The organism is Paractinoplanes globisporus DSM 43857, from assembly GCF_000379645.1.
Lineage (GTDB): Bacteria > Actinomycetota > Actinomycetes > Mycobacteriales > Micromonosporaceae > Actinoplanes > Actinoplanes globisporus.
The window spans coordinates 51,094-72,212 of the sequence record NZ_KB903329.1 but is presented as its reverse complement, the minus strand read 5'-3'; the positions used below and the strand labels follow the sequence as shown (position 1 = coordinate 72,212).

Sequence of the window (21,119 nt, the reverse complement as noted above, 5' to 3'; positions counted from 1 at the left end):
GCCCCCACGATCGGCAGCGAAGCCGATCTCCTTACGTGAGCGACGCCATCCGCGCCACCGGGCGGGTGGCCGGGCGGCGGCGGTGCAGCCGTTTCGGCACGATCTCGATGCGGGCCTCGCCGGCCGCGTCGAACTGCGACGGCGACGAGACGATGATGACCGAGGCCAGCCCGGTGTCGAGCATCTGCAGGGCCGCGGGCCAGTCGCCGCAGACCAGTCCGGCCACCGCGTAGCGCCGGACGGCGCAGTAGTCGAGGCAACGCGCGGCATTGACCTCGAACCTGTCCGGTTGAACGAAAACCACCGCGTTCGTCACCGTGACCATCTCCTCCACCCCGTCGCGCTGTGCGAGCGGACTCACCTAATCGCGCCGAGGGGCCTCTTGCATATCGGCTTGTCGGTTAGCCGACCGAACCAAACGGTGTTTGCCTCTTTCAGTGCCCGTACGTATTGACGAGGATCGTACTTACGGGCAGTGTTGGCTCGTTCGCCCACCGTGGAGATGACCATGAAAATCGCGGTCGACACCAGCCTGTGCATAGGGTCCGGGACCTGCGCGCTGACCGCGCCGGCCGTCTTCGGCCAGGATGAGGAGCAGGCCGTCGTGGTCATCCTCGACCCTGACCCGCCCGAGGCGCAACGTGAGGCGGTCGAGCTCGCGGTCGCCAGTTGCCCGGCCGCGGTGATCCGGATGCTTGCCGCCGGCTGAGAAGCGCTTTTCATATTCGCGAAACATAGTTACAGTCGTCAATGCATGGGAGCGCTCCCATCCTCCGACATCCCCTGGAGCAGCTGATGCGTCGACGAGTCCTGGCCCTGGCCGCGGCGGCCGCGGTGGCCGCCGCCGGCATGATCGTGGCGGCGGCCTCGACCGCCAGCGCCGCGGCGGCCTGCGCGGTGGTCTACACCCCGAACTCCTGGTCGAACGGGTTCACCGCGGACGTGAAGGTGACCAACTACGGTGCGGCGGTGAGCTCGTGGACGGTGTCCTGGGCGTTCGCCGGCGATCAGAAGGTCACCAGCGCCTGGAACGCCACGGTCAGCCAGTCCGGCAGCGCGGTGACGGCCACCAACGTGGCCTGGAACGGGAGCCTGGCCAGCGGGGCCACGACGAGCTTCGGCTTCCAGGGCACCTTCTCCGGGGCGAACGTGACCCCGGCGGCGTTCACGTTCAACGGGGTTTCCTGCGGGCCCGACGTGACCCCGACGACGACCCCGCCGACGACGGCACCGACCACGCCGACCACGCCGCCCACCTCGACGCCTCCCCAGAACTGCGTTCCCACGGCGATCTGTGACGGCTTCGAGTCGCAGACCGGCACCACGCCGGCCGGGAACTGGGCGGTCACCTATCCGGACTGCTCCGGCGCCGGCACCGCGGCCATCGACAAGTCCGTGGCGCACAGCGGCACGACCTCGCTGCGCGTCAACGGCGCCGAGGGCTACTGCAACCACGTCTTCGTCCGCAGCACGCAGATCCTCGGGACCACCACGAACGTCTGGTACGTCCGCTACTGGGTGCGGCACACCACCGCGCTGCCGGCCGCGCATGTCGCCGCGGTCGCCATGACCGACGCCAACGACGGCGGCAAGGACCTGCGCTTCGGCGGCCAGAACGGCGCGCTGCAGTTCAACCGGGCCTCCGACGACGCCACGCTGCCCGAGCAGAGCCCGGCCGGCGTCGCCCTCTCCGCCCCGCTGCCGGTCAACACGTGGAACTGCGTCGAATTCAAGGTGGACGGCACGAACGGCACCATCCAGACCTGGCTGAACGGCACCTCGGTGCCGGGCCTGCTCGAGGACGGCGTGGCCACCCACGACATCGACAGCCAGTGGCTCAACCGCACCTGGCGGCCCAAGCTCACCGACCTCAAGCTCGGCTGGGAGAGCTACGGCTCCGGCGCAGACACCCTCTGGTACGACGATGTGGTGGTGAGCGCGATGCGTAACGGCTGCTGAGGACCGAAACCAGATGGGAGCCGGTTGCAGAGCCCACTGGTGGAAACCAGGATGGAGCCATGCGGATCGTGCATCTGGGCCTCGGCAACTTCTTCCGGGCGCATCAGGCGTGGTACACGTCGGCCGCCCCGGACGCCGCCCAGTGGCCGATCGCGGCGTTCACCGGCCGCTCCCCGGGCGCGGCGGTGGCGCTCAACGCCCAGCACGGGCGGTACACGCTGCTGGTGCGCGGCCCCGAGCACGACGAGGCGCAGATGATCGGGGCCGTGGACGCCGCGTACCCGTCAAATGATCACCAAGCGTGGCGTGAGCACCTCGCCGCACCACGCACGGCCGTGGTGACCCTCACCGTGACCGAGGCCGGTTACCTGCGTGACGCCGACGGCGGCCTGGACGAGAGCCGGGCCGCCGCCGACGTCGCCGCCTGGCTGCGCGGCGACGCGGTCCAGACCGTTCCGGGCCGCCTCATGGCCGGCCTCGCCGAGCGCCGCATCTCCGGGGGCGGTCCGATCGCGATCGTCCCCTGCGACAACCTGCCGGAGAACGGCGCGGCGGTCGCCCGGGTGCTGTTCGACTTCACCGCCCTGGCCGAGCCCGCGCTGGTCCCGTGGATCCGCGACAGCGTCTCGTTCGTGACCACCATGGTCGACCGGATCACCCCGCGGACGACCGCGGAGGACGTTCGGGTGGCCCGCGAGCTGACCGGTTTCGACGATGCCGTGCCCGTGGTCACCGAGCCGTTCTCGGAGTGGGTGCTCAGCGGCGTCTTCCCCGCGGGACGGCCGTCGTGGGAGGCCGCCGGCGCGCGTTTCGTCGCCGACATCGTCCCGCACGAGCAGCGGAAACTCCTGCTTCTCAACGGCGGGCACAGCCTTCTGGCGTACGCGGGAAGCACGCGCGGCCATGCGACGGTCGCCGACGCCGTCACCGATCCCGAGTGCCGCACCTGGCTGGCGCAGTGGTGGGACGAGGCGAGCGGGTACGTTCCACTGCCCCCGGGCGAGCTCGCCGAGTACCGCGAGGCCCTGCTGACCCGCTTCGGCAACGGCCGCATCCGGCACACCCTCGCTCAGATCGCCGCCGACGGCTCGCAGAAGCTCCCGGTCCGCGTCCTGCCCGTGCTGCGCGGCGAGGTGGCGGCGGGCCGCCTGCCGGCCGGCGCGATCCGCATCGTCGCCGGCTGGATCGACCACCTGCGCGGCGCCGGCGCCCCGGTCAGCGACGCGGGCGCGGCCCCCTTCCAGGCGCGGGCCGCGAGCGTGCGCGACGTCCTGGCCCTGCTGGCCCCCGACCTGGCCGGCAACGACGCCCTGGTCGCCGCCGTCGACCATGCCACCCTGAAACCCACCACCTGATCCGGTACGGGGTAGGGGCACCGGCGATCATCGAAGGGACGCGGCCCGGCGCAGCCGGACGGCGGTGAAGGCCCGCAGCACGAACGTCGGGCGGCTGACCGGCTCGGCCGCGAGCTCCATCCCCGGCGCATGGTCGAGCAGCGCGGACAGGGCGGCCTGCAGCTCGATCCGGGCCAGCGGCGCGCCCAGGCAGAAGTGCAGGCCGGCGCCGAAGCTCAGGTGCGGGTTCGGGTCGCGGCCCACGTCGAAGGTGTCGGGAGCGGCGAAGGCGGCCGGATCCCGGTTGGCCGCGCCGAGCAGCGCGGCGATCTTCCCGCCGGTCGGGACGGTGACGCCGGCGATCGAGACGGGAGCGGCCGCCGTCCGCACGAACATGTGCAGCGGCGGGTCGTAGCGCAGCATCTCCTCGGCGGCGGTGGCGATCAGGCCGCGGTCGGCGCGGAGCCGGGCCAGCTGGGCGGGATGGCGCAGCAGGGCGACCACCCCGCCGCCGAGGGCGTTCACCGACGCCTCGTGGCCCGCGTTCAGCAGCAAAATCGCGGAGGCCACCAACTCGTCGCCGGTGAGACGGTCGGAGCCGTCCCGGACCGCGACCAGGTGACTGATCAGATCGTCGCGAGGATCGGCCCGGCGGCGGCCGGCCAGCCGGCTCAGATACTCGGCGAACTCCCGGCACGCGGTCAGGGCGGCGGCCTCCGACTCGGGAGTGCGCGAGACCTCGTACATCCGCACGATCGCGGCCGACCACGGGCGCAGCCGATGACGGTCGGACGCCGGCACGCCCAGCAGCTCGGCGATCACCGTGACGGCCAGCGGCTCGGCGACGGCCGTGAGCAGGTCGAACTCGTCGCCGGCCGCGAGCACCAGCCGGGACGCCTCGGCCGCGACGGCCGGGCGCAGGCGCTCCACGTGCCCGCGGCCGAACGCCTGGGCGACCAGGGAGCGCAGCCGGGTGTGGCCGGGCGGCTCGTTCTCCATCATCTGGTTGCGGTGCAGCAGGTTGAACGGCTCCCACACGTCGGCCGGCTCCCGGTCGGTCCAGAACCGGCCGAGGCGGCGATCGCGCAGCACCGCCCCGGCCGCGGCGTGGCTCGCGGCCAGCCAGGTGCCCGTCGGCTCGTGCCACGTCACCGCGCCCTCGTCCCGCAGGCGGGCGAGGGCCGGGTACGGATCCCGGATGACCTGAGGGTCCTCGAAGTCGATCGCCATGCCCGCACGGTAGCCGCCGAGACGAGGGGTTGAGGTGGAGCGCACTCCAGGTTCTACGGTCGGAAACATGGAGATGAGGGACTTTGGACGGCTCGGCCGGATCAGTGCGCTCACGCTCGGCGGGGGCGGCATCGCCGGCGTGTGGGGGACCACGGACCGCGGTGAGGCGGTCGCCACCATCCGGGCGGCTCTCGACGCGGGGATCACCATGCTGGACCTCGCGCCCAGCTACGGCGTCGACGCGGAGTCGGAGCGGGCGGCGGGCGACGCGCTGACCGCCGCGGACGACGTCATGATCACGACCAAGGTGCAGCTGCCCGACGAGGAGGCGGACTTCGAGGGGCGCATCCGGCGCAGTCTCGACGCCAGCCTTTCGCGGATGCGGCGCGAGCACGTCGACCTGCTGTTGCTGCACACCCAGCTGCGGCCGCGCGACGGCTCGCCGTCGGGGCCCGGCCACATCGGGTGGCGCGAGTACCGCGAGTCGGTGATCCCGGCCTTCGAGCGTCTCGTGAGCGAGGGGCTCGTGCGAGGGTGGGGGATCACCGGGGTCGGGCATCCCGACACGGTGGTCGAGGCGCTGCGGGAGGCGCCCCGGCCCGACGCGGTGCAGGTCGTGGTCAACGCCATGGACATGCCGGGCGATCTCTGGGGCTTCCCGGGCGTGGCGCCGGCCGATGACGCGATCCTCCGGGTGGCCCGGGGCAACGGGGTCGCGGCGATCGGGATCCGGGCAGTAGCGGCGGGGTCGCTGACGTCGTCGCTGGACCGGGTCGTGCCGGCCGACCATCCGGCGGCGGCCGACTTCGCGCGGGCGGAGCCGTTCCGCAAGCTGGCGGCCGAGCTGGGTGAGTCGCCGGCGGCGCTGGCCCATCGCTACGCGCTCAGCGTGCCGGGGGTGGCGACCGTCGTGCTCGGCGTGAAGAACCGCGCGGAGCTGGCCGAATGCCTCGCCGCCGAGGAGCGTGGCCCGCTCCCGGTCGAGGAGATGGCCGCGGTGGTCGCGCTGGGTGCCTAGCTTGCGCTTCCTTTGCCCGTACGGCGGGAAGCACGGTCACCGTCGCCGGGGCAAGCGCGGCCACCAACCCGGGACGGCTCGCCGGTAGGCCTCGTAGTCGGCGCCGTACAGCTGTCGCAGGCGCGGCTCCTCGTAGCCCTTCGCGAAGGCGACCATGGCGGCGCCGGCGGCGAGGCCCCAGATCACGAGGCTGAGCCGGCCCAGCACCAGGGACTGGCCGAAGATGACCAGCATGACGGCGACGTACATCGGGTTGCGGACGAAGCGGTAGGGGCCGCCGACCACGAGCCGCGCGGTCTCGGCGACGGGAGCCGGGGTGCCCGCGCCCTCCCGCACGAAGCGGGCGAACGCCGGCACGATCACGAGCAGCCCGGCCCCGATCATCAGCCAGCCGGCCGTGCGCAGCGGCCACGGCAGCGCGGTACCGACCCGCCAGCCGGTCAGCGCCCACGGAATCACGCCCGCGACCGTCCCGGGCGCCAGCGCGAAGAACAGCGCGCTGCCCCCGGCGGCCGCGGACCGTCGCACGCGGGTCAGCCCCGGACGACGTCCAGGATGACGTCCATGGCCGCCAGCTTGGCGGCGCCCGTGCCGAGCAGCTCGTCCGGGATGATCAGCTCGTCCAGACCGATCTCCCGGTACTGGGCGACCGTGTCGGCCAGCTCGGCCCGGGAGCCGCCGATCACCGGGGTGGTGCCGAGGTCGCCGGGGATCGGCTCGCCGACCGAGACCAGGGCCTGGGCGGTGCGGTCGATGGCCTTCGGGTCGCGGCCCAGCTCGGCGCAGAAGCGGTCGAGCACCGCGGACTTGTGGGCGATCGTCTCCGGCACGCCCCACGCGTTCCACATGTCGGCATATTTCGCGACGATGCCCAGCATCCGCTTCTCGCCCTTGGCCCCGATCATCAGGGGAAGCGGGTCCTGCACCGGCTTCGGGTCGCAGACCGCGTCGGTCACCTGGTAGTACTTGCCGTCCACCGTGGTGCGCGGCTGCCGCAGCAGGCCGAGCATGACCTGCACGGCCTCGTCGAAGCGGTCGATCCGTTCCCGCAGCGGCGGCAGCGTGATCCCGTACTCACGATGCTCGTTGATCTGCCAACCGGCGCCGACGCCGAGGATGAACCGGCCGTCGCTGATCCGGTCGACCGTGGCCGCCATGTTCGCCACGACGGCGGGGTGACGGTAGAGGTTGCCGTAGACGAGCGTCCCGATCCGCACCCGCGGCACCGCCGCGCCGAGCGCCGCCACCACCGAACCGCACTCGAGGATCGGGCCGGTGTCGTCGTCCCCGTTCGGCATGAAGTGGTCGGCGAACCAGACGCCGTCCCACCCGGTGTCGGCCGCGTGCCGGGCCATCGACAGCACCTCGGAGAACGGATGCTCGGCCCCCGGCCAGATCGAGATTCGCATGATCGGAGCCTACGGCCGGGCCGCCAGCGAGAGTAGGGCCAGCGCGTCCGCCGACGGGGACCCCGGCGCCGCCTGGAACACCACGAGCCGTTGGCCGTCGGCCACCGACAACACCTCCGACCGTAGATCGAGCCGGCCCACCGAGGGGTGCCGGAAGGTGCGATCGGTTCCGCTTTTCACGCGTACGTCGTAGTCACGCCACAGGGCGGCGAAGTCCGTGCTGACCGCGCTCAGCTCGGCCACCAGCCCGGCCGCCTGGTCGGGCGCGATGGTCCGCAGGTGTGCCACGCAGTCCTGCGCCATCCGCGGCCACGAGGCGATCACCTCCCGGGCCGCCGGATGCCGGAACATGTAGCGCACGAAGTTCCGCCGCCCGCGCGGCCACTCGCCCAGACCCGGCAGCAGCGCGAGCCCTTCGGGGTTCTCGGCGAGGATGTCGCTGCCCGGGTTGAGCACGAATCCCGGCGACGGCCGCACGGTCTCCAGCAGCTGCCGCAGGCCCGGGCGCGCGCTCTCCGGCCTTCGCCCACCGGCCGGCGTGGACCGGCCCGAGGCCAGCCGGTGCAGATGCTCCCGCTCGTCGTCGTCGAGTCGCAGCGCGTCGGCGAGCGCCTCCAGCACCGCCACGCTGGGGTTCCGATCCCGCCCCTGCTCAAGCCGGGTGTAGTAGTCGATGCTGACCCCCGCGACGGCGGCCAGCTCCTCGCGGCGCAGCCCCGGAGTCTGCCGCCGCCCCACTCCGGCCGGGAGGCCGGCCTCGGCCGGTCCTATCCGGGCCCGGCGGCTCCGCAGAAACTCCCCGAGATCGCTGCTCACCCCGTCGAGTCTGCCACCGCGAGCGCCTCCACTCCTGGCCCTGCGAGGACCAGGCATGACGCGGCCTTCTCGCGCCCCGGGCCGCTGACCAGGCTGAGGGCATGAACAGCGACAACATGAACGGCCGGCGCGTAATGATCGTCGGCGGCAGCTCGGGCATGGGGCTGGCCCTCGCCAAGCTGCTGGTCGGCGAGGACGCCCGGGTGCACATCGCGGGCCGGTCGGCGGAAAAGCTGGCCGCGGCGGCGGAGAAGCTGGATGCGGCGGCGAAGCCGGGCCAGGTGACGACCAGCCGGGTGGACATCGCGGACGAGGACAGCGTCAAGGCGCTGCTCAGCGACCCCGTCGACCACGTGGTCGTCACGGCGGCCGACGTCAACGGCGCCTACTTCCCAATCGCCGACTTTCCGGTCAAGTCGGCATGGGACGTGCTCGGGACCAAGGTGATCGGGCCGTGGCTGGTGGCCAAGCACGCCGCCCGCGTCATGGAGCGCGGCTCGATCACCTTCACGTCGGGGATCGCCGCGTACCGGCCCGGCCCGGGGTCGTCCGTGCTGGCCACGGCCAACGGCGCCCTCGAGGCCCTCGCCCGGACCCTCGCCGTCGAGCTCGCGCCGATCCGGGTCAACGTGGTCTCGCCGGGCTGGGTCGACACCCCGATCTGGGACGACCTGGCCGGCCCGGCCAAGCACGAGCGGCTCGCGGCGATGGCCGCCCGGCTGCCGGCCGGACGGATCGGGCGGCCCGAGGACATCGCGCTGGCGTTCCGGGCGGTGCTGGGCAACGAGTTCATCACCGGCACGACCCTGCACGTCGAGGGCGGCCACCGCCTGGTGTGAGCGGTCAGATCGCGGTGCCGGGCGGCGACTTCAGCAGGGCGGCGGCCTCGGCGAGGAAGCCGCCCCGGCCCGCGCGCAGGGCGCCCGCGGCCAGCCGGATCAGGTCGATGTTGACGCCCGCGGCGCCGGCCGGGTCGTCCACGCGCAGGCGGACCTCGAGGCTGACCGGGGTGCCGGCCCAGCCCTGGGCCTCGATGTTGAGGTGGGCGATCTTCGTCGAGTTCAGGTGGGGGAGGTAGCCGAGCGGCGCCATCTGCACCCGGTCCGAGCCGACCGCGTTCAGTTTGGACTGCTTCTTGGTGTTCGGGTTCTCGACCAGGTTGCGGAAGTCCTCGGTGCCGCCCAGGTTGACCTGGTACGAGCTGACCAGCGTCAGCCCGCGCTCCTCCAGCAGCCGCAGCAGCGCTCGGTGCAGCACCGACGTGCCGAACTGGCTGGCCAGGTCGTCGCCGGCCAGCGGCAGGCCGGCCTCCTCGAAGCGGGCCAGCATCGCCGGGTCGCGGGCGATCCCGTCCGACGTGGTGTTGATGAACGCGGCGCCCGCCTCCAAGGCGGCCAGGGCGTACGCGCGGGCGGTGTCGGGACGGCCGCTGGGCGCGGAGTACAGCAGCACCTCGGCGCCGTCGAGCACCGACGCGACGCGGGCGATCTCCGACGCGTCGACCAGGCCACGCTGGACGGTCACACCGGCCGGCGGCAGCGCGGGTACCAGGCGGGGCACGTTGTTCGGTGGGGCGAGGATCGCCTGGTGGAGGTCCTTGCCGACCTTGTCGTCGGAGAGCGCGAACGCGGCGACCACGTCGATGTCGCCGACGCCGAGCCCCTCCACGACCGGGCGATGGACGCCGATCTCGCTGCCGGTGGCACGGTAGTACGCGATTCCCTGCACCAGCGCCGAGGTGTTGTTGCCGACCCCGGCCACGGCGACCCGCACGTTCTTGATCACGGCGGGCAGGGTAGCCATCTGGTGCAAGCGTGTCACTCTTGGTTCATGTCAGACGCCAGCTTCGCGCGTCAGCGCGGCGAGACCTTCGAGTACGCGGGTGCCACCGTCGAGATGGTCGACGCCGAGACCCTGCTGGCGGCGGCCCGGGTCAACCCGGTCGACCTGCTCCGCAGCGCGTCCTGGCCGCCACCGGTCAAGCGGGTCGACCTCAGCGTCTCCAGCACCGACCGGCCGGCCGGGCCCGCGCACGTCTTCTCGGCCGCGATCAGCACCGCCGACGAGCCCTACTCCAAGGAGCGGATCCGCAAGCTCGTGCTGGGCAACGACCCGGTCGGCCTGCTGCTGGCCAAGCGCATCGAGCAGGGCGACCCGATCGCCACCCGGATCGTCGACGGGGTGGGGGCGGCGGCCGCGGCGGCGTACAAGAAGCTCGGTCTTGATCGACCCACCCAGCCGGCGGCGAACCGCCGGCCCGCCACCCTCGCCGACGCCGTGGTCGGCCTGCAGGCCTCGGTGACCTACGACGAGAGCGGAACCGTGGTGCGGCTGCTCGCCGAGGTGCCGCGCGACGACGTGACCCCGGCCCACCTGCAGGCGTTCGTGGGGCTCACCCTGCAGACGGTGATCGAGCTGGCCGGTCCGGAATCGCTGAGCGGCCGGCGGTACGTGATCAGCCGCGAGGTGATGCCGAAGACACCGGCGACCACCCAGACGGTCACGCTCGACATGGTCGGCGGGCTCGCGGACGTGGTCGCCGAGCTGCGCGAGGTCGCGGTGTCGTTCCGGCACCCCGACGCCATGGCCCGCTGGGGTGCGCGCCGGCCGCAGGGCATCCTCATGTACGGGCCGCCCGGCACCGGCAAGACGATGTTGTCCCGCGCCCTGGCCAACGAGATCGGTGCCGACTTCCGCGAGATCCGCACCCCGGAGATCCTCGACAAATGGCTGGGCGGCTCCGAGCGCAACATCAAACAGATCTTCCGGGACGCGCGCCGGTACCGGGTGCCGACGCTGATGCTGTTCGACGAGTTCGACTCGATCGTCAGCTACGCGGGCGCCGGCGGCGACGCGGCCAGCCAGGCGCTCAACGCGGTCGCCGGCATCTTCAAGCAGGAGATGAACGACCTCATCGAGGAGAACCCGAACGTCCTGGTCGTGGCCACCACGAACTTCCCGCACCGGGTCGACGACTCGCTGATCCGCTCGGGCCGCTTCGACGTGAAGATCAGCGTCCCGAAACCGGACGAGCCCAGCCGCGCCGAGATCTTCCGCAAGATGATCCAGGGCCTGATCACGGCGCACGAGCTGCCCGGCTTCCAGATGTTCGCCGACGACCTCGACCTGGCCGCCCTCGCCCACGCGAGCCACGGCATGACCGGCGCCGACATCAAGGAGGTGCTGCGCCGCGTGCAGCTGGCCAAGGCCATGCAGGACGCCCGGACGGGCGGAAACGTCGCGCCCATTTCCCAGGAAGAGCTTCTGGCTAGCGTACGGGAACTGCTTGGTCCTCGGTGAGGGTGAAGTCGGGCTCCGCGACCGGGCGCCCGAAGTGGTAGCCCTGGGCCAGCTGGTAACCGAGGCGGTGCAGCTCCGCGGCCTGCTCGGCGGTCTCGACGCCCTCGGCCACGGCGGTCAGGCCCAGGCCGTTGCTGACCTGGATGAGGGCGGTCGCGATCACCGCGTGCCGGCCGGCCATCGTGAGGTTGTCGACGAAGGACTTGTCCACCTTGAGGACGTCGACCGGGATGGTCTGCAGCAGGCCCAGCGACGAGTGGCCGGTGCCGAAGTCGTCGAGGGCGATGCGGACGCCGAGGGCGTGGATGTCCTTGACCGCCTGGACGGCCGTGCCGCCGCCGAAGACCGCCGTCTCGGTCACCTCGACGATCAGGCTCGACGCCGGCATGCCGGTGCGCTCGAGCACGTCGGCGACCACGGTCACGAAGCCGGGCTCGTTGAGCTGGCGGGCCGAGACGTTCACGCTGATCCGCTCGGGGGCGTTCGCGCCGTGCTCCTCGCGCCAGCGCATGAACTGGGCGCAGGCGGTGCGCAGGATCCACTCGCCGAGCTCGACGATCAGGCCGTTCTGCTCGGCGACCGGGATGAAGTCGGCCGGGCTCACGAAGCCGCGCTCGGGATGCTGCCAGCGGACCAGGGACTCGACGTACAGCGTGCGGCCCTCGGGCAGGGCGACGATCGGCTGGTAGACCATGCGGAACTGGCCGGTGTCCAGGCCCATGCGCATCTCGACGCCGAGCCGCGCCGCCTCGCCGGCCCGGTCGTCGAGCTCGGGACAGTAGCGGCGGTGCTGGCGGCTTCCGCCCTCCTTGGCCGCGTACATCGCCACGTCGGCACGGCGCAGCACCTCGACCGGGTCCGCGTCGGCGGTGGCGTCCGCGATGCCGAGGGTCGCCGCGACCAGCAGCTCGTGCCCGCCGACCACGATCGGCTCGCGGAGCGCGTCGATCAGGCGGCGGACGATCGCGTCGCCGTCCTCGGTGGTGGCGTCCGGGGCCAGCACGGCGAACTCGTCGCCGCCCATCCGGGCCACCAGGTCGGCCTCGCGTAGCGCCCCGGTGAGGCGCTCGGCCACGGCGGCCAGCAGCCGGTCGCCGACGTGGTGGCCGTGCAGGTCGTTGACGACCTTGAAGTCGTTGAGGTCGAGCAGGCAGACCTGGGCCGGGCCGGCCGCGACCACCTCGGTGACCGCCTCCTCGAAGCGGCGGCGGTTGGCCAGGCCGGTCAGGTCGTCGCGCATGGCGAGCCGCTCGAGCCGGCCGGCCTGGTCCTGCACCTGACCCACGAAGCCGGCCAGGCGGGCCAGCACCAGCAGGAACAGCGCGATCGCGCCGACGCCGACCGACAGCCAGTTGATCTCGTCGTGCCGGATGCCCTGGATGAACAGCACGGCCGGCACGAGCAGCGTGCACGCGGCTAGCAGGCCGAGGCGGCCCCGGCCGAACTGGTTCACCCGGTTGGCCGCGGCGATCGCCGTCGGCCGCATCGACGGGTGCAGGGCGGCGGCGGCCCAGGACACGTACCCGAGCAGGAAGATCGCGTTGATCAGGCCGCCGGAGTAGCTCGCGAACGACTCGGTGAGCGTCCAGATCACGTCGCCGGCCAGGGTGAAGCCACAGCCGGCCGCGAGCAGCAGCGCGCTGGGCGTACGGCCGCCGGTGCGGGTCAGCATGATCGTGGTGACCGTGCACATCAGCACGTCGAAGGTGGGATAGCCGACCGTCACGAGCCGCTCGGACAGCGGGGTGCTCAGATCGCCGAGGCCCGGCTCGATGATGAAGACCCAGTAGACCAGGCCGACCGCCACCGCGATCACCGCGGCGTCGATGGCGCCCGCGAGATCCCTCGGGCCGCGGGCGCGTCCCCGGCCGCGGCCGGTGCGCAGCAGGCCGAGCCAGAGCATCGGGTACGCCAGGAAGTAGAGCAGGTCGTCCCAGTACGGGTAGGGGTGCGTGCCCAGGACCAGGCCGCTCACCTCGTACACGATGTCGGCCGAGACGAACATGATGACGCCGGCCGCGAACAATAGCCACGCCCCCACGCGCGGCGGCCGGTTGCGCCGCACGCCCACCAAGATGACCAGGAACGACACGACCCCCAGGCCGTTGTAGACGACCGTCGATGCGACGCTCTCGGAGGGCAGCAGGGGGTAGCCGAGGCTGATCAGAGCCCCGATCGTCACCCACGCCCACCAAGCCCGCACGTCCTGGGAGATCGTCCGAGATCGGGGCGGTATGAGAGCGCGCGCGTTGCTATGCGGGTGCTGCGCGCTCGATGATCGCGGCGGTGTCGACGCCCGGGGGGAGGGTGCCGAAGGTGTGGCCCCAGTCGCCGGCCAGGCGGGTGGCGCAGAAGGCGTCGGCGACCTCGGCGGGGGAGTGCCGCACGAGCAGCGACGCTTGCAGGATCACGGCCATTCGCTCGGCGATCCGGCGGGCCTGGCCCTCGTCGTCGCCGATCAGCTTGGTCAGCCCGGTGACCGCTTCGTCGATCCGTGGGTCGACGCCGGAGACCTCGGCGAGCAGGGCGTCCAGGCTGTCCGGCTCGCGGCGCAGGGTGCGCAGGACGTCGAGCGCCTGGACGTTGCCGGAGCCCTCCCAGATCGAGTTGAGCGGGGCGTCGCGGTAGAGGCGGGGCAGGCCGGACTCCTCGACGTAGCCGTTGCCGCCGAGGCACTCGAGGGCCTCGGCGACCATGATCGGCTGGCGCTTGCAGACCCAGAACTTGCCGGCGGCGATGGCCAGGCGGCGGAAGGCGTGCTCGCCGCGGTCGACGGCGCCGGCCAGGCGCATGGCCAGGACGGTGGCGGCCTCGGACTCGACGGCCAGGTCGGCCAGGACGTTGCGCATGGCGGGCTGGTCGGCGAGCAGGCGGCCGAAGGCCATGCGGTGGCGGGCGTGGTGGACGGCCTGGTTGAGGGCGGCGCGCATGCCGGAGGCGGAGCCGGTCACGCAATCGAGCCGGGTCATCGCGACCATCTCGATGATGGTGCGGACGCCGCGGCCCTCCTCGCCGACGAGCCAGCCGGCCGTGTCCTCGAACTCGGGCTCGCTGCTGGCATTGCTCCGGTTGCCCAGCTTGTCCTTCAAGCGCTGAATGCGGAAGGTATTACGCTCGCCGCCCGGCAACACTCTCGGCACCATAAAACATGACAATCCGGATTCCGTTTGGGCCAGGACCAGGAACAAATCGCACATCGGCGCACTGGTGAACCATTTGTGCCCGGTCAGGCGCCACGTCCCATCGCCGGCCTCGACGGCCCGGGTCGTATTGGCCCGTACATCAGAGCCGCCCTGCTTCTCCGTCATTCCCATTCCGGCGAGCAGCCCGCGCTTCGTCGTGGGCGTCCGCAGACCCGGGTCGTACGCCCGGCTCGTGAGAAGTGGTTCGTACATCTCCGAGACATCGGGATTGTTGCGCAGGGCCGGGATGACCGCGTAGGTCATGGAGATGGGGCAGGAGTGGCCGGCCTCGACCTGCGACCAGACGAAGAGGCCCGCGGCCCGGGCCACGTGCGCCCCGGCGCGGGTGTCGGCCCAGGCCGACCCGGCCAGGCCCTCGCCCACGGCCACCGTCATGAGCCGGTGCCAGGAGGGATGGAACTCGACCTCGTCGACCCGATGCCCGTACCGGTCGTGGGTGATCAGCCGGGGCTCGAACCGGTTAGCCTCGTCCGCCCAGCGCTGCGGTTCCGCGGTGCCGGCCAGCTTCCCGAGCCGGTGAAGGTCGCCGACGGCCCAGGGCGCGCCCTCGCGCGCCACGCCGGCCAGCAGCGCGGCGTCGGCCGAGACGTCGTAGTCGACCAGGGGCGGGGGCTGGTTGAACACCTCGTGGGTCGTCACACCCGCAAATCTACTCGCCGGTAGCCGGTGTGAGCGCCCCGAAAAAGCTCCGCACGCACCTCGCGGGGTGCCGTGCCGCGAGGTACGTGCGGAGGTCTGGGCCCACAATTGCGGGCTAAAGGATCCTAGTGGGCGGCGGGGGCGCGCGCCTACCTCTACTCGGATACCGGAAAGTGCCAAAGGGGTTCGGGGACAGGGTCATAAGGTCGCACAAAGTCGGCGTGTTGTGGGTGTCGGATTTCCGTCGCGGGCCCGAGCAGTCCAGATCGGGGATTGATCCGAATCCGGCGTGGACCGAGGCTGGCGGGGCGGCGACACCGGGGGATGACCGGTGGGTGGAGAATGGACGCGCACGTGAACGAGCCACGGACAGCCATGGCGGAGAGGGTGGGCGGGTGACCTCGACGGCCGCGCGGGCGAGTCGGCCTGGGGGCGATGTGCTGGACGGGCTGGCCGACGCCCGGGCGCTGGCGGAGGCCGCGCACCGGGGAGACCTGGTCGAGCGGCTCGACCTGGCCGCCGAGCGGCTGCGGTCCGAGGAAGCCACGGTCGCCGTCGTGGGCGAGTTCAAGCAGGGCAAGAGCACGCTGGTCAACGCCCTGCTGCGCACCGACATCTGCCCGGTCGACGCCGACATCGTGACCGCCGTTCCGACGATCCTGCGGTTCGGGCGCCCGCCGTCGGCGTTCCTGCGGCTCGACGGCGAGGACGAGCCGGTGCCGATCGCCTTCGACGAGCTGAGGCGGTACATCACCGAGGGCGGCGGGGAACGGCCGGCGCGCGGGGTGGAGGTGCGGCTCGACCGGCGGCTGCTCGGCGCCGGACTGTCGATCATCGACACGCCGGGAGTGGGCGGGCTCGACTCGGCCCAGGGCAACCTGACGCTGGGCGCGCTGTCGATGGCGGGCGCGGCGCTGTTCGTGACCGACTCGGCACAGGAGCTCACGGCGCCCGAGGTCGAGTTCCTGCGGCGGGCGCTCGAGCGCTGCCCGCGCGCCTTCTGCGTGCTCACGAAGATCGACCTCTACCCCGAGTGGCGGCGGATCGCCGAGATCAACCAGGGGCATTTCGAGCGGGCCGGGCTGGACATCCCCATCGTCGCGGTCTCCTCGTTCCTGCGGATGCGGGCGCAGGCGCGCGACTCCACCCAGCTCAACCAGGAGTCCGGCTTCCCGCGGCTGGTCGACGTGCTGCGCCGGGACGTGCTCGGGGCGGCCGCGACCACCAAGGTCGCGGCGGCGCGGGCGGAACTGGCCTTCGTCGTGTCGCAGCTGCGCGAACGGGTCGACGCCGAGCGGGCCGTGGCCACCACGCCGGCGAAAACGCCCGAGGTGGTCCAGCGGTTCGCGGAAAAGACCCGCCGCAGCGCCTGGCTGGCCGGCGGGTCGTGGCAGACCGTGCTCGGCGACGGCATCCAGGACCTCAGCTCCGACGTCGAGCACGACCTGCGGGAACGGCTGCGGCTGATGCTGCGCCGGGGCGAGGACCTGATCGACGAGTCCGACCCGAAGGAGACGTGGCGCGATTTCCAGGCGTGGGCCGAGCGTGAGGCGGCCTCGGCCGCGGTCGACAACCTCATGCTGCTGGTCACCCGCACCGAGCAGCTCGCGCACGACGTGGCCGAGCGGTTCGGCCTCGAGTACGACAGCCTCGACGTCGACCTGCCGGCACCCGAGCTGGCCCTGCGCAAGGTGGACGAGCTGGACGTGAGCTTCCAGAAATCGGGGATGCAGCAGTTCCTGGGCGCGTTCACCGCGGCCCGGGTCACCTACGGCGGCATCTACATGATCGGGGCGGTGGGCGCCTTCTTCAGCCTCGCGCTGGCGCCGCTCGGGCTGCTGGCCGGCATGACGCTGGGCCGCCGCATGATCAAGAGCGAGCGGGAGCGGCAGGTGGTGCAGCGCCGCCTGCAGGCCAAGAGCGAGCTGCGCCGGTACATCGACGACGTCGGCTTCCACGTCGGGCGCGACTGCCGGGAAGCGATCCGGCGCACCCAGCGGTTCCTGCGCGACGAGTTCGCGACCCGGGCCCAGGCCGTCGAGCGGTCGGCGGCGGCGACGGCGGCCGCGGTCCGCGAGATCGCCGAGCTGCCCCCCGACCAGCGCCAGGCGAAAGCGCAGCAACTGGCCGAGCAACGTCGTCGATTGGATCGGCTGGCCGCGTGAGACTTCTCGATCAGGTCCGGATACTGCTCGACCGGGCCGTCCAGGAAACCCGCGACCCGCGCCTGATGGACGCCCGGCGCCGCATCGACGAGCCGCTGCGGGTGGCCATCGCCGGTAAGGTCAAGGCCGGCAAGTCCACCCTGCTCAACGCGCTGGTCGGCGAGGAGCTCGCGCCCACCGACGCCGGGGAGTGCACCCGCATCGTCACCTGGTACGCGGACGGCCCCACCTACGCCGTCACCGCCTACCTGACCGACGGGTCGGCCGAGCCGCGCCCGTTCACCCGCCGCGACGGCGCCGTCCAGATCTCCCTGGGCCGCCCGGCCGAGCAGGTCGACCACCTCGAGGTGAGGGTGCCGAGCAGCCGCCTCCGCCGGCACACGCTGATCGACACGCCGGGCATCGCCTCGCTCTCCACCGACGTCTCGCTGCGCACGATGGCGTTCCTCGAGGCCGAGGGCGAGCGGGCCGCGCAGACCGACGCCGTCATCTACCTGCTGCGCCACATGCACGGCAGCGACGTGCGGTTCCTCGAGTCGTTCCACGGCGACGGGCTGTCCAGCGGCACCCCGGTCAACGCGGTCGGCGTGCTCTCCCGGGCCGACGAGATCGGCGGCTGCCGGCTGGACGCGATGGACTCGGCGTCGCGGGTCGCGGACCGCTACGCCAAGGACGAGCGGCTGCGCCGGCTGTGCCCGGTCGTCGTCCCGGTGGCGGGGCTGCTGGGCGCGGCGGGCGCGACCCTGCGCGAGGACGAGTACCGCGTGCTGGCCGCGGTCGCCGCCGCGCCGATGGACGAGGTCGTCGAGCTGCTGCTGACCGCCGACCGGTTCGCGGCGTCCGGCGAGGACCGGGCGCGCGTGCTGTCCCGGCTCGGCCTGTTCGGCGTACGGCTGTCGGTGCGGCTGATCCGGGAGCGGAGCGTCGCCGACTCCGGGGCGCTCGCCCGCGCGCTGACCGAGCACAGCGGCATCGACCGGCTCCGCGAGGTGTTCGCGGCGCAGTTCGTCGGGCGCAGCGAGGTGCTCAAGGCGCGTTCGGCCCTGGCCGTGCTCGACGAGTGCATCCCGGTCGGGTCACCGATGGCGGCCGAGGCGGAGCGGATCCGGGCCAGCGCCCACGAGTTCGTCGAGCTGCGGCTGCTGCACCAGGTGCGCTCCGGCCGCCTGCCGGCCACCGACCAGCAGCTCGCCGAGATGGACCTGCTGCTCGGCGGGGCGGGCGGAGCGGCGTACGCGCGAATGGGTCTCCCCCCGGATGCCGCACCCGGACGCATCGCCGCGGCGGCCCGGGAAGCTCTGTCCCGCTGGCAGCAGATCGCCGAGCACCCCTTCTCGGCCCGCGAGCTGAAGACGGCGGCTCGCGCGGTCGCCCGCAGTTGCGAGGGCATCCTGGCGGATCAGAACCAGCAGGGATGAGCCTCCCGCGCCGTCCCCTGGGTCAGCGTGGTCTCGTCGGTGCCGTCCTTCTTCGCGATCACGATGATCGGCTTGTCGTACTCGCCGCGGACGAACGCGAACCAGTTGCCGTCCGGTGACCAGGTCGGGTCCATCTCGCGCGCCGGGTTCGTGGTGACCCGATGCGGGTTGGACCCGTCGATGTTGACCAGCCAGATGTCGGAGGTCTTGTTGCCGTTCAGCTCGCGGGTGAACAGCACCTGCTTGCCGTCGGGGGAGTAGACCGGGTCGTTGGCGGGACCGACGCTCGGCCCGGTGATCCGCCGGCCCGGCTCCTTCGGGTTCGCCACCTGAAGCTCGTAGATCTGCTTGATGCCGCCCTTGTCCAGCCAGTACAGGATCGTCTTGCCGTCGGGCGACCACATCGCGTCGTCCTTCGACGTCTTCGAGAAGGTGAGCTGCTTGATCTCGCGGGTCTCCAGGTCGAGCACGGCGATCTGGGGCACGCCGTTGAACCTCTTCATGAACGCCATCTTCGAGTCGTCGGCCGACCAGGCCACCCGGCCGCCGGCGTCGTCGGCGACCAGGTGGCGGTCGCTGCCGTCCTTGTTCATCACGTAGATCGAGCTCTTCTTGCCGTCGGCCGAGGCGTGGGTGAGCGCGATCTGCTGGCGCGAGTGCGACCACTTCGGCAACACGTCGCCGACCTGCGTGTTCGGCAGAAGCGTGCGCTCGGGCTTGCCCGGCGTGAAGTAGTAGACCTTGGACTGGCGGGCCGGCGGGAGACCGGGACCGGTGTCGACCCGGATCAGCATCGTGTCGGAGGGGAAGGCCTGGGCCGGTTCCTGCGCGGCGGCGGAGACGGGCGGCGTGGTCGTCACCGGTGGGGTCGCGCCACTGGTCTTGTCGTCCTTGTTGTTCATGAGGACCAGCGCGGCCGTGGTGCCGCCCGCGAGCAGGGCGACCGCGAGGGCTCCGAAGCCGATCAGCTTGGCCAGGCCGGGTTTTCCGCCGCCGGGCGGCGCCGGGAGCGGTGGTGGCGGCCAGGGGATATTGGTTCCGCCATTTCCGGGTACGCCCGGAGCACCGCTCCCGGGCGGAGGCGTGCCGAACCCGGGCGTCGGAGTCGTGCCGGGAATGGCGGCCGCGCCCCGCGAGAACGACACGGCGCCACGCCCGGGCGAGATCGGCGCGCCACCGACCGGCGGCGCTCCGCTGACGGGCGCTCCGCTGACCGGCGGCCCGCTGATGGGTGGGCCGCTGACGGGCGGCCCGCTGACCGGGGCGTTGCCGCCGTAGGTCGGCGTGGCCGGGTAGGTCGGCGCGGCGCTTCCGTAGGTGGGTGTGACGGGCGCGGCGCTGCCGTAGGTGGGCGTGGCCGGTCCGCCGCCGTTGACCGGTGGCGGTGGGGCCGTGGACAGACCGGCCGCCGCGCCTGCCGCCGCGGCGCCGGCCACGGCCGCATCGCCCCTTTGCGGCGTCGAAATCGGCGAATACCCGCCCGTGGCCGGCAGGTCGACCAGCGTCGACGTCTCCGGCCGGGGCTGCGGCACCGCCGCGCCGTTGAACGGCGACCCGCCCCCGAGCGCCACCGCCGAGGCCCACGCCGCGCCCATCGCGATGCTGTGCTCCGGATGCGGATCGGCCACCACCGGCCGCTGGAACTCCGTCGACAGCAGCTGCGACACCAGCGGGATCCGCGACGACCCGCCCGCGAGCAGGATCGCGCTCAGCTGCTGGGCCGGCACCCCCGCCGCCCGCAGCGCCCGCTGCGTCGCGGTGACCGTGTCGTCCAGCGAGGGCGCGATCATCCCCTCGAGCTCGGACCGGTTGAGCCGCACCCGGGTGTGCAGCCCGGGCAGCGCCACCGGGATCATCGTCTCGGTGTCGAAGGAGAGCGACTCCTTCGCCTCGACGCAGTCGCGCCGCAGCCGGGACAGCGCGGCCACCGTCTCGGGGTCGGCCGGGTCCATCGCGTCGGCCATGCTGCCGAGCACCCCGAGCACATGCCCGAAGACCGCCTCGTCGAAGTCGATGCCGCCCAACTGCTCGATGCCCTCGGGCTCGCCGAGCAGCACGAACCCGTCGCCCTCGCGGCGCAGCACCGCCACGTCGAAGGTCCCGCCGCCCAGGTCGTACACGGCCACGGTCTCGCCGTTCGCAATCCGCCGGGCCGTCGCGTGCTGCAGCGCCGCCGCCTCGGGCTCGCTGCGCATCTGCACCGGTCCCGCGTCGGCGAGCCGGATCGCCTGGTCGAGCTGCTCCCTCTTGTACGGCCCCCAGTTCGCCGGGTGGGTGACCGTGATCGCCGCGGGCGGCCCGTCCTGCAGCTGGGTGACCGTGTCGAGCACGTGCCGCAGCAGCTTCGCGGTCAGCGCGTGGGCCGAGAACGGCGCCCCGCCGACGAGGATCGGCACCGGGTCGCCGATGCGGCGCTTGAACTCGCGGGCCAGCCGGGCCGGCTCGGACTGCCCGCGGCGCTCGGCGGCCTCGCCGATCAGCAGGCCGCCGTCCGGCTTGACGAACACCAGCGACGGGATCTCGGCGCGCCGGCTCCCGAGGCGCGCGACCTCGACCCGGCCGTCCGCGAGCACCGCCGCCGCGGTGTGCGTCGTGCCGAGGTCGATCCCCAACCCGTACCGCATTGCC

Annotated in this window: 17 protein-coding genes; 8 read left to right on the top strand and 9 right to left on the bottom strand. The window is 72.5% G+C overall.

From position 1 onward, the window contains the following. Nucleotides 1–31: 31 nt before the first annotated feature. Entirely contained in the window at nt 32–361 is a 330-nt protein-coding gene (locus A3CQ_RS0139340) for a hypothetical protein (protein ID WP_169516345.1), read from the bottom strand. Between the two features lie 147 nt (nt 362–508). Here A3CQ_RS0139340 and A3CQ_RS0139335 point away from each other — a divergent pair, with 147 nt between their 5' ends. From A3CQ_RS0139335 to A3CQ_RS0139325, 3 genes are all read left to right on the top strand, one after another. Further along, complete coding sequence (locus A3CQ_RS0139335) at nt 509–709, top strand: ferredoxin (protein ID WP_026206709.1); 201 nt, start codon at nt 509–511, stop codon at nt 707–709. 86 nt (nt 710–795) lie between these two features. Continuing rightward, nucleotides 796–1,959 (top strand): cellulose-binding domain-containing protein, encoded by a 1,164-nt coding sequence (locus A3CQ_RS0139330; RefSeq protein ID WP_020516465.1) that lies wholly within the window; start codon nt 796–798, stop codon nt 1,957–1,959. A 59-nt stretch (nt 1,960–2,018) separates the two neighbouring features. Continuing rightward, nucleotides 2,019–3,314 (top strand): mannitol dehydrogenase family protein, encoded by a 1,296-nt coding sequence (locus A3CQ_RS0139325; protein ID WP_020516464.1) that lies wholly within the window; start codon nt 2,019–2,021, stop codon nt 3,312–3,314. Between the two features lie 27 nt (nt 3,315–3,341). On the opposite strand, the gene A3CQ_RS0139320 is transcribed toward A3CQ_RS0139325, so the two are convergent. Then, nucleotides 3,342–4,523, bottom strand: a complete 1,182-nt coding sequence (locus A3CQ_RS0139320) for a cytochrome P450 (RefSeq protein WP_020516463.1) — start codon at nt 4,521–4,523, stop codon at nt 3,342–3,344. Between the two features lie 67 nt (nt 4,524–4,590). Here A3CQ_RS0139320 and A3CQ_RS0139315 point away from each other — a divergent pair, with 67 nt between their 5' ends. Then, nucleotides 4,591–5,541, top strand: a complete 951-nt coding sequence (locus tag A3CQ_RS0139315) for an aldo/keto reductase (RefSeq protein WP_020516462.1) — start codon at nt 4,591–4,593, stop codon at nt 5,539–5,541. Nucleotides 5,542–5,577: 36 nt separating this feature from the next. Here the strand turns inward: A3CQ_RS0139315 and A3CQ_RS0139310 are convergent, their stop codons facing one another. Genes A3CQ_RS0139310 through A3CQ_RS0139300 form a run of 3 tightly spaced genes read right to left on the bottom strand, consistent with a single transcriptional unit; the run spans nt 5,578 to nt 7,766 of the window. After that, nucleotides 5,578–6,069: a methyltransferase family protein gene (locus A3CQ_RS0139310; protein WP_020516461.1), complete on the bottom strand. Its 492-nt coding sequence runs from the start codon at nt 6,067–6,069 to the stop codon at nt 5,578–5,580. Nucleotides 6,070–6,074: 5 nt separating this feature from the next. Further along, on the bottom strand, nt 6,075–6,950 hold the full coding sequence (locus tag A3CQ_RS0139305; RefSeq protein WP_020516460.1) for an LLM class flavin-dependent oxidoreductase: 876 nt from the start codon (nt 6,948–6,950) through the stop codon (nt 6,075–6,077). Nucleotides 6,951–6,959: 9 nt separating this feature from the next. Continuing rightward, nucleotides 6,960–7,766: a helix-turn-helix transcriptional regulator gene (locus A3CQ_RS0139300; RefSeq protein WP_020516459.1), complete on the bottom strand. Its 807-nt coding sequence runs from the start codon at nt 7,764–7,766 to the stop codon at nt 6,960–6,962. Between the two features lie 101 nt (nt 7,767–7,867). Between A3CQ_RS0139300 and A3CQ_RS0139295 the strand changes: the two genes are divergently transcribed. Next, nucleotides 7,868–8,605 (top strand): SDR family oxidoreductase, encoded by a 738-nt coding sequence (locus A3CQ_RS0139295; RefSeq protein ID WP_026206708.1) that lies wholly within the window; start codon nt 7,868–7,870, stop codon nt 8,603–8,605. 4 nt (nt 8,606–8,609) lie between these two features. Here the strand turns inward: A3CQ_RS0139295 and A3CQ_RS0139290 are convergent, their stop codons facing one another. Further along, nucleotides 8,610–9,569: a hypothetical protein gene (locus A3CQ_RS0139290; RefSeq protein ID WP_020516457.1), complete on the bottom strand. Its 960-nt coding sequence runs from the start codon at nt 9,567–9,569 to the stop codon at nt 8,610–8,612. A 27-nt stretch (nt 9,570–9,596) separates the two neighbouring features. On the opposite strand from A3CQ_RS0139290, the gene A3CQ_RS0139285 reads away from it, so the two are divergent. Continuing rightward, nucleotides 9,597–11,066, top strand: a complete 1,470-nt coding sequence (locus A3CQ_RS0139285) for an ATP-binding protein (RefSeq protein ID WP_020516456.1) — start codon at nt 9,597–9,599, stop codon at nt 11,064–11,066. Here A3CQ_RS0139285 and A3CQ_RS55660 read toward each other — a convergent pair. Continuing rightward, nucleotides 11,035–13,248 (bottom strand): putative bifunctional diguanylate cyclase/phosphodiesterase, encoded by a 2,214-nt coding sequence (locus tag A3CQ_RS55660; RefSeq protein ID WP_020516455.1) that lies wholly within the window; start codon nt 13,246–13,248, stop codon nt 11,035–11,037. The genes A3CQ_RS0139285 and A3CQ_RS55660 overlap by 32 nt on opposite strands. Before the next feature lie 70 nt (nt 13,249–13,318). Then, a complete protein-coding gene (locus tag A3CQ_RS0139275) occupies nt 13,319–14,908 on the bottom strand; it encodes an acyl-CoA dehydrogenase family protein (protein ID WP_020516454.1) in 1,590 nt (529 codons plus the stop codon). Between the two features lie 395 nt (nt 14,909–15,303). On the opposite strand from A3CQ_RS0139275, the gene A3CQ_RS61845 reads away from it, so the two are divergent. Both A3CQ_RS61845 and A3CQ_RS0139265 read left to right on the top strand, forming a co-directional pair. Next, nucleotides 15,304–17,073, top strand: coding sequence for a dynamin family protein (locus A3CQ_RS61845; protein ID WP_169516344.1), 1,770 nt, complete (start codon nt 15,304–15,306; stop codon nt 17,071–17,073). Next, nucleotides 17,070–18,491, top strand: a complete 1,422-nt coding sequence (locus A3CQ_RS0139265) for a dynamin family protein (protein WP_020516452.1) — start codon at nt 17,070–17,072, stop codon at nt 18,489–18,491. Before A3CQ_RS61845 ends, A3CQ_RS0139265 begins: the two co-directional genes overlap by 4 nt. Here the strand turns inward: A3CQ_RS0139265 and A3CQ_RS58170 are convergent. Continuing rightward, nucleotides 18,473–21,115, bottom strand: coding sequence for an Hsp70 family protein (locus A3CQ_RS58170; protein WP_051115489.1), 2,643 nt, complete (start codon nt 21,113–21,115; stop codon nt 18,473–18,475). The two genes, A3CQ_RS0139265 and A3CQ_RS58170, sit on opposite strands and share 19 nt — an antisense overlap. Nucleotides 21,116–21,119 lie beyond the last annotated feature (4 nt).